Annotated in this window: 10 protein-coding genes and 2 pseudogenes; 7 read left to right on the top strand and 5 right to left on the bottom strand. The window is 58.1% G+C overall.

The features are described 5' to 3' along the window. Positions 1-96 (top strand): annotated as a pseudogene (locus tag BMX92_RS27120) (IS5/IS1182 family transposase); the annotation flags it as partial. A gap of 203 nt (positions 97-299) precedes the next feature. Here BMX92_RS27120 and BMX92_RS24185 read toward each other — a convergent pair. From BMX92_RS24185 to BMX92_RS24170, 3 genes are all read right to left on the bottom strand, one after another. Further along, positions 300-2873 carry a sensor domain-containing phosphodiesterase gene (locus tag BMX92_RS24185; RefSeq protein ID WP_256213589.1) on the bottom strand — a complete coding sequence of 858 codons (2574 nt, stop codon included), beginning with the start codon at positions 2871-2873 and terminating at the stop codon, positions 300-302. A 534-nt stretch (positions 2874-3407) separates the two neighbouring features. Beyond that, positions 3408-3980, bottom strand: a complete 573-nt coding sequence (locus BMX92_RS24175) for a hypothetical protein (protein WP_093021430.1) — start codon at positions 3978-3980, stop codon at positions 3408-3410. A gap of 61 nt (positions 3981-4041) precedes the next feature. After that, positions 4042-4254, bottom strand: a complete 213-nt coding sequence (locus tag BMX92_RS24170) for a transposase (protein ID WP_177185242.1) — start codon at positions 4252-4254, stop codon at positions 4042-4044. Positions 4255-4351: 97 nt separating this feature from the next. Here BMX92_RS24170 and BMX92_RS24165 point away from each other — a divergent pair, with 97 nt between their 5' ends. Then, positions 4352-4609: a hypothetical protein gene (locus BMX92_RS24165; protein WP_143066889.1), complete on the top strand. Its 258-nt coding sequence runs from the start codon at positions 4352-4354 to the stop codon at positions 4607-4609. Between the two features lie 329 nt (positions 4610-4938). On the opposite strand, the gene BMX92_RS24160 is transcribed toward BMX92_RS24165, so the two are convergent. After that, the gene (locus tag BMX92_RS24160; RefSeq protein ID WP_093021424.1) at positions 4939-5118 is read right to left on the bottom strand and encodes a hypothetical protein; all 180 of its coding nucleotides are present in this window, start codon (positions 5116-5118) and stop codon (positions 4939-4941) included. Between the two features lie 365 nt (positions 5119-5483). Here BMX92_RS24160 and BMX92_RS24155 point away from each other — a divergent pair, with 365 nt between their 5' ends. The 3 genes and pseudogenes from BMX92_RS24155 to BMX92_RS24145 all read left to right on the top strand — a co-directional run bounded on the left by BMX92_RS24155 (position 5484) and on the right by BMX92_RS24145 (position 8563). Beyond that, the gene (locus BMX92_RS24155; RefSeq protein ID WP_177185241.1) at positions 5484-6329 is read left to right on the top strand and encodes an IS5 family transposase; all 846 of its coding nucleotides are present in this window, start codon (positions 5484-5486) and stop codon (positions 6327-6329) included. Positions 6330-6449: 120 nt separating this feature from the next. Then, positions 6450-7463 (top strand): annotated as a pseudogene (locus BMX92_RS24150) (IS110 family transposase); the annotation flags it as partial. Positions 7464-8329: 866 nt separating this feature from the next. Then, a complete protein-coding gene (locus tag BMX92_RS24145; protein WP_093021421.1) occupies positions 8330-8563 on the top strand; it encodes a DUF2171 domain-containing protein in 234 nt (77 codons plus the stop codon). Positions 8564-8831: 268 nt separating this feature from the next. Here the strand turns inward: BMX92_RS24145 and BMX92_RS24140 are convergent, their stop codons facing one another. Beyond that, positions 8832-9056, bottom strand: coding sequence for a hypothetical protein (locus BMX92_RS24140; protein WP_177185240.1), 225 nt, complete (start codon positions 9054-9056; stop codon positions 8832-8834). Between the two features lie 263 nt (positions 9057-9319). Here BMX92_RS24140 and BMX92_RS24135 point away from each other — a divergent pair, with 263 nt between their 5' ends. After that, positions 9320-9505, top strand: a complete 186-nt coding sequence (locus tag BMX92_RS24135) for a hypothetical protein (RefSeq protein ID WP_143066888.1) — start codon at positions 9320-9322, stop codon at positions 9503-9505. 229 nt (positions 9506-9734) lie between these two features. Beyond that, entirely contained in the window at positions 9735-10685 is a 951-nt protein-coding gene (locus BMX92_RS24130; protein ID WP_143066887.1) for a GGDEF domain-containing protein, read from the top strand. Positions 10686-10962 lie beyond the last annotated feature (277 nt).

The following is a 10962-nucleotide window of genomic DNA, read 5'->3' as shown; positions in this document are numbered from 1 at the left end:
GCCGACATCTCCGATAGCGCCGGCGCCCAGACCATCGTCACTGCGATCCGCAAACGCTGGCCGTGGCTCAAGCACCTCTTTGCCGACGGCGCCTACGGTCCTATCAGCAACTAGGCCTGCCTATCGCTAGAGCGCCGTTCTGTTATTGGTAGCATGCCTGCTCGCAGTCAGCGCGATGCTGCCTCATCTTGGACATGGGGCCTGGGCGCCACCGCTCATGGCCACAGCGATGGGGAAATGCAGCGTAATCGTCGCGGTCATTAGTCTGACGCCAGCGCTATAGTGTCCGATCAGTGGCGCTAGGCTGCTGCCGAACCGCTCGTCGCGGTATCGGACACTACACCTAATATGGTCCGCATCGCATCTGCAGACACCGGACGGCTAAAAAAATAGCCCTGCAAATGCGTACACCCGCTGGCGACAAGGAGTTGCATTTGCTCCTCGGTCTCGACACCTTCGGCAACCACGCCCATGTCCAGTTCTTCGCCCAGACCGACTACGGCCTTGACGATAGCTTTCGCCGCGCGCGACGTCGCGATCTCGTCGACGAAGCTTTTGTCGAGCTTGACCTTGTCGAAGGGGAAACGCTGGAAATAGCTGAGCGAGGAGTAGCCCACCCCAAAATCATCGATTAGAACCTGGATGCCGAGCGCGCGCAGCTGCTCCAGCTGCTCGAAGGTTCGCTCGACGTCGCGGATGACAAGGCCCTCGGTTACTTCGAGCTGGAGTCGATCGGCGCGGATTCGTGATGTCGCAATGGCATCGCGGACGGTCTGGATGAGCTTGCCCGACAAGAACTGGAGCGGTGACAGATTGACGGCAACTCGCACATGATCGGGCCAAGTCTGCGCGTCGTGGCACGCTCGTCGTAACAGCTGTTCACCCAGCGTGTCGATAAGGCCGCATTCCTCGGCCAGCGGTATGAAGATATCCGGCCGTATCGGCCCACGCTCCGCGTGGGTCCAGCGAGCGAGTGCTTCGACACTGGTGATCTGTCCTGTCTTCGCTGCCAGCACCGGCTGGTACGCAAGGGCGATATCGCCCGCGACGACTGAAGCCCAAAGGTCCTTCTCCAGCATGCGACGGTCTTGGGCAGCAGCATCCATCTCCGCATTGAAGAAGCAGGCATTACCCTTGCCGATTTGTTTGGCCCGGTAGAGCGCGAGATCAACATTCTCTCGGAGCTGAGCAGTGGTCGTACCGTCATCGGGCGCCAGGACAATGCCGATCGAGGCGCCGGCGTGTGCGACACATTTCTCCGTTGCGAATGGCCGTGCGATATCGGCGATGATCGCTGCGGCGATGGTCCCTGATCGCTCGCGCAGCTGACCGCTGGTCAGAACCACCACAAACTCATCGCCGCCGATCCGCGCAATCCAGCCGTCTTCTCCGACAGCAGTACGAAGGCGATCACCGACTTGCATGAGCACATCATCGCCAACTGGGTGGCCGAACTGGTCATTGACCATCTTGAACCGGTCCAGATCGATCGTAAGAAGTGCAAAATTTTCGGCGTCCTGAACCAGACGATGGAATCGATCGGTGAAGCTGGCGCGATTGAGCAGGCCGGTCAGCGCGTCATAATGGGCCAGTTTGAGCACCTGCGCTTCGGCGAGGCGAGTGGCGGTGACGTCTTCCGAGACACCGAGAATAAATTGACGAGGACGATCGGGTCCATCGATCACTGTTCTGGTGGTGCGAAGATGAACGGACTCACCGTTCTCACGGACGAACTCGCTTTCGAATGTCAGCGCTGAGGACGCCGCAACCGCCTCGCTATCGCGCTGTTCGTAGCTCTCGCCATAGCTCTGAAAGAGTTCACGATCGGTATGGCCAATGATTTCTTGCGCGGTCTTACCAATCGCGGCTTCACCCGCTTGGTTTAGCATAAGATATTGGCGTGTTTCCGCATCCTTGACGAAAAGCATCGCCGGAAGATTGCGAATGACAGTGTCCAGGAAATTTTTGGTATTCTCGCCCTTGCGCTCGATTTCCTTACGTCTACTAGTATCTCGGATGATCGCAGCGAAGCCGGTGTCGCGTGCCGCGACACCCCAAGATGCGAGGGAAAGCTCGACCGGAAATTCCCCACCGTCGGCGCGCATGCCTACGAGCTCCACTGAACTGCCTACAAGCCGCGTACTTGTATCGGCTATCGCGCGCGCGAGTATATCGCGATACCCTGCGGCGAGGCGATCCGGAATAATAAACTCGAAATTACGGCCGATCGCTTCTTCGTGCTCCCGTCCGAACATACGCGCTGCCGCCGGATTCCAGTATACGATGGCCCCACTCTGATCGGCGGCCACGACCGCATCGGACGTCGCCTCGACCACGCGCGCCGCGATCTCGCCCATGCGGCGATGCTGGCGGGATTCGATAAGATCGGTAGCGAGCATGGCCAGGTCGAGAAGCATCGCGCGCTGTTCGTTTGTGAGGCCAGCACGTGCAACAGGGTCAAATACGCACAAAGTGCCCACGCAGTAGCCGGAACTGACGATCAGCGGCACGCCGGCATAAAAGCGGATGCCATCTTCCTGAGTGACCAGCGGATTCCCGCTGAAACGATCATCGTGCGCGGCATCGGTTACAATCAGGATTTCGCGCGAAGCGATCGTGTGCGTGCAGAAGGCGACGTCGCGAGGGGTTTCGGCGAAGGGGATGCCGTGGCGCGACTTGAACCATTGCCGCTGGTCATCGATCAAACTGACCGCTGCGCTCGCAACTCCAAGCGCGGTTGCGGCGAGTCGCGTGATTTCGTCAAAATCCCGTTCGGGCGGTGTATCAAGAATATCCAGTTTCCGCAGCGTCGTGAGCCGTTCTGCCTCGTTAGAAGTATTGGCGAAGGTGTTCGAGAAATCCATAGCCAACATTTAGCATCGCCTGTTTACGGTTTGGTAAACGCAGAAGTTAATGAGCATCATATGCCGAAAAATTTCGCTGCGATCGCGTAATGATCCCGTATGAGCTGACTTTGCGCGGCATCCACTTCGAAGCGGTTGATGAAACCGAAACAATAATGAGCATGAACGGTTTTTTTGATAACCGTCATAGAGGAACAGAAGCGGACGACGACCCGTTTTACCGACCATGCTGTTGAAATTATACTCGCGGCCGGAAGGGACGGCGCTCGCCTAACTGAAATTCTGGAAGTCGCATCGCGCTTTGGTCTTAACACAATTCCCACACAAATCGGGCTCGCACAACGTGAGGAGTGCTGGGACAATTTGCAGAAGAGCAACGACCAGCCATCGCGCACGCGACGGGTTTTGGAGGAACTTGATTGGGACAGCTTCCGGCCCATGGCCGGTGTCATCTTCTACTTCTGATCTGGATACATGACCAAAATGGCCCGCTGGCGTTCGTGGTCGGCGGGCTCTAGCCGGCTGGATGGGGCCCCTCACTATTTAGCAGTGAAGTATGTTGCCGACTGCCCGCTCATGCGCTGATGATGAGGGACAGGTGACGGCTGCGGTGACGGTGCGGAAAGGCTTCTGATTGCTTTCGATATGATCTGCTAATGTGCCATAACGCGTGGTGGGAAACTGACGAAAATCCGCGACTTCATACACCGTCCAAGCTTGTGATGCGGGTTCGATCCCCGCTACCCGCTCCAGCGTTAATATACATCGACGCGTGCAAGTCCTGGCCGGTGGGCAGCGCCAGCATATTCGCGACCGACCGGTAGCTTCCACCTCAACGCCCCGGCGGCCCTCAGGCGGATAGACTGTGACGCCGCCGATCAGGGCGCGCAGCTTAGGGATCGCCTCCTGCACTGCATGGTCGTTGCTGCTCAGCGCTTCGGTTAGCACTTCGATCTGCGCGCGATAGTCGTTGGCGATGCCGGGATGCAGGGTGATGACCGGGCAGGCTTCCAGGTCGGCCAGCTGCTGCGCGATCGCGTCGCGATCATTCCGGGCTTTCGACAGAATTGCGCGGATCTCGACAAACTCATCGCCGCCGTCCGCGATTGCATTCACTAAGCGATCGACCTTGGCGGCCGCGTCGCGGTGCCGGCGTTCCAGCTTGGCCCGCTGCTGGCTACCTCCTGCGTTCGCCGGCGGCGGCTTTTATGAAATTCGCGGACATCTGCCGCCGCCATCTGTAGATCTGGTTCGGCCGCAGATCGGCACGGCGGGCGATCTCCGCCACGTTCGCACCGGGCGCCGAAACCGCCGCGACCAGTTCGCGCTTCTGCTGGTCGGTCCATACCCGCCGCCGCTCCGGCCCCGAAATTACCGTGATCTGACTCATCGCACCGTCCTTAGTATCGGTGCAAACACCGGCGCTTGCACCGATGCCATGTCAAAATATCAGCCGATCACCGCAAGGCGGCCCTCACCGGAGCCATATGACTATGCTGACCGGTGAGGAAAACTATATCATTGCGCATGGCGTGACCGGAGGGGACGTGGTTGCCCGGCCCGATCTTGTGGCCGAACCTCATACCGGGCTGCTGATCGCCTGTTCGTACTGGCAGCGTAAGAAGATCAGCGCCGCCGCCGATCTTGACGATGTGGCGACGGAATGCGGGTTGGTGCAGGGTGGTGATGAGGGGCTAGTGCTGCAACGAACCTATCTCGCCCGCCTGAAGAAGATACTGCTGTGATACGCCGCCTCATTCCGGCGGCATGTCTTGCGCTCAGTGAGTACGACCGTTGGGCCATACGCAAACTGCGAGGCAGCTCGAACAATAGAGCAGGTCGCCACCGCAACCATGGCTCGAATTTGCCCTATAAATATGTGGTAAGGGTGCCCCGCGCTATTGGTTCTGGCTTAAAGCCGCACGGGGCCAATGGATTACGTTTACGAAACGAGTATGTTCCATTTTGCCACTGGACTGCGTGGCGGGCGGCTCGCTGCGATGGCAGCGAGCCGCTTTTTGAAGAAAGGGCCATTTTTCGGGCTTTTCGTCGCACCGTCCGCCTTCATTCATAGCTAATTGTAACGCCGGGTTAGGATGCGTCCACCGATGTCGCGCCACATCTTTGCTGCCACTGGACTGTCTTCATTGGCCAATTCGGCAGCCAAGGCCATAGCTCTGGCGTACGCCTCTTCGCCATGAACTGCGATCATGTATTCGGCGCACGCCAACAGTTCTTGATCAGTAAGGGTCATAAGATATTGGCCATGCTGTGATTGGGTCGATCGGCCATCGGGCAGATAAGATCATAAGACTGCATCCCACGGCTATGGAGGAAATCTGCCTCAGTCGTCTTACCATTGAGCGACCCTAGCGCATATGTTCGTGCAGACACGCTAGGGCCATTCGGCCACTGCACATGACCTAGAAACCCTGCCGGACGCCGCGACGCGAATCATGGCAGGATCGCCACGCAGATAGTCCTTCATCACATAATGTGAAAGGTGTCGTCAGAGTTGTGAGGCGCCGACCCAACGGCCAGGTCGACGACGTTTAGAGCCCGATCCGAAAGTTGTTGAGCAATACCAGCATGTTGTGATTCACGCCTCTTTGCGAAGAGATGGAGTGGATCGTGACATGGACTGGTATTGCCCGGCGCGAGCATAGCCGGGAGGGACTGCGATATCCATCGGATATGACCGATGTTGAGTGGGCGTTGGCAGCGCCATTCGTGCCTCCGGCAAGGCGTGGAGGCCGACCTCGAACGGCAGACATGCGCGAAGTCCTCAACGCGATGTTGCATGTAGCCGCGAGCGGGTGCGCGTGGCGGCTTCTACCAAAATGCTTTCCTCCGGTGTCGACTGTCCACCGCTACTTCTACGCCTGGCGCAATGCTAGTCTGTTCGAAGCCATCAACACCGTGTTGGTTATGAACTTGCGGGAAATCGAAGGACGTGAAGCCTCGCCCAGCGCTGGAGTGATCGATAGCCAGTCGGTGAAGACCACGGAAAGTGGCGGAATTTCGGCCTTTGACGCGGTTAAGAAGGTCAAAGGCCGCAAACGGCACATTCTGACAGACACCTGCGGTTTTCTGATCTTCATCCTCGTCCACGCTGCCGACATTCAGGATCGCGATGGAGCTGTCGATGTGCTGGCCGCAATCCGGACCCGTTTCCCCTGGCTGCGCCATGTGTTCGCCGACGGCGGCTATGCGGGTGAAAAGTTACGGTCGGCGCTCGTCGGCATGGGAAAGTGGACGATCGAAATCATCAAGCGTTCCGACAAAGCCAAGGGTTTCGAGGTGCTACCCCGCCGATGGGTTGTCGAGCGAACCTTCGCATGGCTCGGGCGTTGCCGACGGCTCGCCAAAGATTGGGAAAGGTCCATCGCCTCATCGACCGCCTGGGCTCTCATCGCTTCAATCCGCATGCTCACGCGCAGAACCGCAAGGTACTGTCAAATTTGACGAACTTCTGAATCAGATGGGGTGATTGGGGCTCGTCACCGAGTCGGAGATGTGGCTGCTCCTCGCAAATGGTAGAACGTGGTCCGTATCGAGCGGCCACAACCATGAGGAGAAGCAACCGTGAACTACTATGCCGGATTGGATGTTTCGTTGGAAGAGACGGCCATCTGTATTGTCGATGAGACGGGCGCGATCGTACGCGAGCTACGCGCGCCCAGCGATCCTGAAAGCTTGATATCAGCGTTCAACAGCATTGCTTTGCCGATGGTGCGGATCGGACTGGAGGCCTGTTCGCAATCGGCGTGGCTTCATCAGGGCATGGCTCGGTCCGGCTTGCCGGTGTTGTGCATTGAAACACGACAGGCAAAAGCGGCCATGGGAGCAATGCCGAACAAGACTGACCGCAATGACGCGCGGGGATTAGCGCAAATCATCCGCACGGGCTGGTATCGACAGGTTCACGTCAAGAGTGCTCCGTCACGGATGTCTCGCTCATTACTGGTGGCGCGCCGGACGGTGCTCTGCAAAGTGCGGGACATGGAGAATGCGGTGCGCGCCGTACTACGCGAAAGCGGGCTCAAAGTGGGAGCTCCAGGGCGCAAGCTGTTCGCCACGCGGGTGCGCGAACTCGCTGAAACCGATCCTTCGCTGGCGGATATTACAGAACCCTTGCTGGCCATCATCGCCGCCATGCACTGCCACCTTGAACGGCTGACCCGCCGTGTTCTTGAGGCTGTTCGAGTTGAACCGATCTGCCGACAGTTGATGACCGTGCCCGGCGTGGGGCCGCTGACGGCGCTCGCCTTTCGCGCGACGGTGGATCGACCTGACCGCTTCCGACGATCTCGCGATGTCGGTGCCCACCTTGGCCTGACTCCAAGGCGATATCAATCAGGTGAAACAGATGTGCAGGGACGCGTCAGCCGGTGCGGCGATGAACTCGCGCGCACATTGCTTTACGAGGCAGCCCATACGTTGTTGACCCGATGCAAGAAATGGTCGGCGCTCAAGGCCTGGGGCATGGGTATTGCCAAGCGGCGGGGGATGGCAAAGGCCCGCGTCGCTGTCGCCCGTAAGCTCGCAGTGATCCTGCATCGCATGTGGAGCGATCAGACCGAGTTCCGCTGGGGAAGGTTCCTGCAGGCCAGGCAGCATGAGGAGGCACAATCAGAATCCCGCCTGAGAAGACGGGTAGCGTCGTTCCCATGGGGACGAAGGGCAAGACGATCTCGCTTAGAGTCCGGAACCTCAGCCCAGCTGAAGGTCGCGAAACAGATTGAGACGCCTTGCTCTCCATGACCCCATTATGCGGCGGCCTTGCGCTGACCGCGGAGAGAAGCGAGTGATCCATGGGAACGATCACGTAATCGAGGAAGCTTGACCCAAAGGGCCCCAATCAGAGAGGGCTCTTAGCTGTGACGCAAGACAGAAAACGCGGCTGACGGTATAGGCGCTTTACCTACCGCAGCTTGCCGCGAGAAGCTTTGTCTCCTCACATTCGTCTGCTACCGCAAGCGCGACAGCGTAAAATTCAGAAAGTTTTAGATGAACGTCGCGGATGTTATCTGCCTGGGCTTGCTCCGCCATTCTGAGATTTTGATCGTATTTCTGTCGATAATAAGCACGATCGAATAAATTTCCCATAGATCCTCGCCTTTTCTAAGCCCCCAATTTCTGCAGCGCAGCAAAGGATACGAGGGAACGCAAAGGGTCGGAGGTCATGCGTTTCGGCAGCAGGACCAAGTGAGTTGGAAGCAGTGGCGGGATATTGGCGTGCGGAGTTAACCTAAGGAAGATTACTACCGAACCTCGTATGAAACGCTAAACGGGTGCCGTTGAGACGGCTGCACAGCTTTTTCGGCGGCTCTGGTTTCTCATCCTCGGGAAGTATCTTCTGCAGGTTGGCATGAACCACGCTGGCATTGGAGAGCTTCGAAATGACCGGGGATCGGCTTGCCTGCTCGTTCGTTCGGGTCGTTCACATACCAGGAGATCAGACGATGCCTTTCGAAAACGAAATCAACGAGCATATGGAAATCGTCGGCTCGGAAGGTGATCATGTCGGTACGGTCGACAGCGTGGACGGCGATCGCATCAAGTTGACGAAATCCGACTCTGCGGACGGCATCCATCACTACCTAGATATCGAAAACGTGGATCGCGTCGAGGACGGCAAAGTGCACCTGGCGATGTCGGCCTTCGAAGCGCATTCACTCACGACCGCGCAAGCGTAATGTCGAGGCGGGCGAACTGGCTCACGAGTGAAAGTCTGAGGTTGTTCCGTGACGGTAATTTTCCGCCAGCAGCGCGTGCGGGACGTCTAGTATATGCTTATGAAATGGCTACGTTTGGAACGCCGTGATGAGCACGGTGGGCGGCTCGTTACGACGGTATCGAGCCGCCCATACAAAAAAGTGCCCCGCCCTAGGGTCGAAGGCGGGGCAGTGTCCTTATCCACTCGGGAACGAGATGCCGTGTTCCCGTTTTCTCATACGCCGTAGATCAGGCATGGTTCCGCCATTCTGCCTCAGCATCATCCAGCGCTTCGAAGCTGTCGCCTTCTGCCCCTGCACTCTGGAGACGTTTTCGTAGATCTTCCGGCGTTGCCCCCTTCCGGAATGTAGGGTCGCCCTTCGCCTGTTTGGCGAGCGTCCCGATCCAGCCGTCACGTCCAACCTGCATAAGCAGCCAGCCCCCAAAGCCTTCACCTTTTTCGTTCGTTTCCACAAACCTCTCCTCAAGCTACGGTCTTTTACCCGCGCATACTCTGTATCATCCGCTTCCATTCGCGCTCGTCGGGCATCGGCAGGATGATCGTCGGCGTCAGCGAAGTGGCGTCCAAATAATCGGGTCTCACCCGCTGGCCGAATGACCGCGCACACCGAGTGCAGCAGAAACGCCGCCGTGCCTCCGAAAACCGATAGGGCCAGCGCTTTACATAAAAGCTCCACCACAGCCCGTTGGCAGCGAACACCACCGCATGGCCGCATATGCATCGCACCTCGATACCAAAATTGTGGATTACCGCTTCGAACAGGTCGGTAGGCATCCTTGACATAGGCCGCACCGCCGTCAACATCGCGGGACAGGTGCTGGACGGCGTGATCGTCGCGAAGCGCGAGGGAATATTGGACGAGAGCGCTTATTATGGCGAAAGGGCCTGGGCGACGGCATAGGAGCGGCTAGCTCTCCCAGCACCTATCCTCGCCGAAAATGGGCGCAGCGTCCTCAAGCCCTTGAAATGCGCATAAGTTTAGGCTCTCCCTTTTGGGCGACGATTGAACCCTCAAGGGTCCGGTCGTCGCCCGATCCGCATCCATGCCTAACGACGTTGACCCGGAACGCCGTTAGTTTCTATTGCGTTATGTGCGTGTTTGACGAGAAGAGGGATTGGCAAAGGGCATCATGACGTCTTATTACCAAGAAGCGCGAAGCGCTCTGGATTTTCTGGAACATCATCGGCTCGATCCATCCGTCAAAAATTACGATGTGGCGCTTCGCTATGTGATGGACCCCGCATCCAAACTGGCGCGCGACGTTGAGGATCTGACATCCGGTGGGCTGCGACTGACGGTGAATGCGATGATGATGCTGATGCAGCGTCATGGTACGGAAGATGCCAACTTCGCGGTCGACCATCGGGAACGCACCGTCGCACGCCAGACACAGAAACTGGGGACGTTGACGTCCGATGCGCATGATCTGACCGAAGCGCTCGGTCGCGATGTCGGCGAGATCGTAAATCAGCCGGACCGCTCCCTGATCAATACGGACAATCTCGTCACACGCCTGTCTGCGGCAGAACTTGAACTCGCCGAACTGCGCGACGAATTCGTGATGTTGCGCAATGCCATCAATCTGCCCAGCCAGCTCCGCGCCGATCTCGGTCAGGACGAACTGACCAAGGCGCTGAACCAGACGGGTGCGTGGCGCATTCTCGAACCCCTTTTGAAAGAGGGGCACAGCTATGTCCTGATCATGTTCGTCATTGACGATTTGGCCAGCATCAACGCCAGATTTGGACGAGATGTCGGCGATAATGTGCTAAACGCCTTCGCCGCGACCTTGCGACAGGAATTCCCCAAGGAGGATTTAATCCGCTGGAACGGGAATGAATTTCTGATCGTCGTCACCGATGCCTCGGCCATGGCCGCCCGCATACATGCAGACGAAGCCTTGACCGCCTTTGCGGCGCGTCGCCTGCGACTTAGAGGGACCGGCGAATGGATCGGCACCGTCACGGCATCGGCGGGAATCGTGACGAGTCGGGGCGAAGAGCCGGAAGCCATATTGGAGATAGCGCGATCCAGCGCGCTTGCTGCGGCCGAACAAGGCGGCAACCGGACATTGGGATAGAAGACAGGACAGGGTTGCGAGACAGATACGGGTCGGCGTGATCGTCACCAGACGGGGAGAAATTTAGGATGGGGGCGCTTAATGTGGGGATGGAGCATTGGCTGCGGCTTAGCGCACATTCAAGCCGTCCAGTTGGGGAAATGTCGCGCCTATGAGCGGCCAGTCCGCTTATGACCGAGGCTGGGGACAAAGCCGCCGTCCGCGGACGCGGCCGTGAGTGACGGGTGCCAGAAGAAAAAGCCATTTATGGGGCTTTGGATTGAAACGACGAGTGATA

Origin of the sequence: Sphingobium sp. YR768 (assembly GCF_900111125.1) — a bacterium.
In the GTDB taxonomy this organism is placed as follows: Bacteria; Pseudomonadota; Alphaproteobacteria; order Sphingomonadales; family Sphingomonadaceae; genus Sphingobium.
This window is presented reverse-complemented; position numbering and strand designations above follow the sequence as displayed.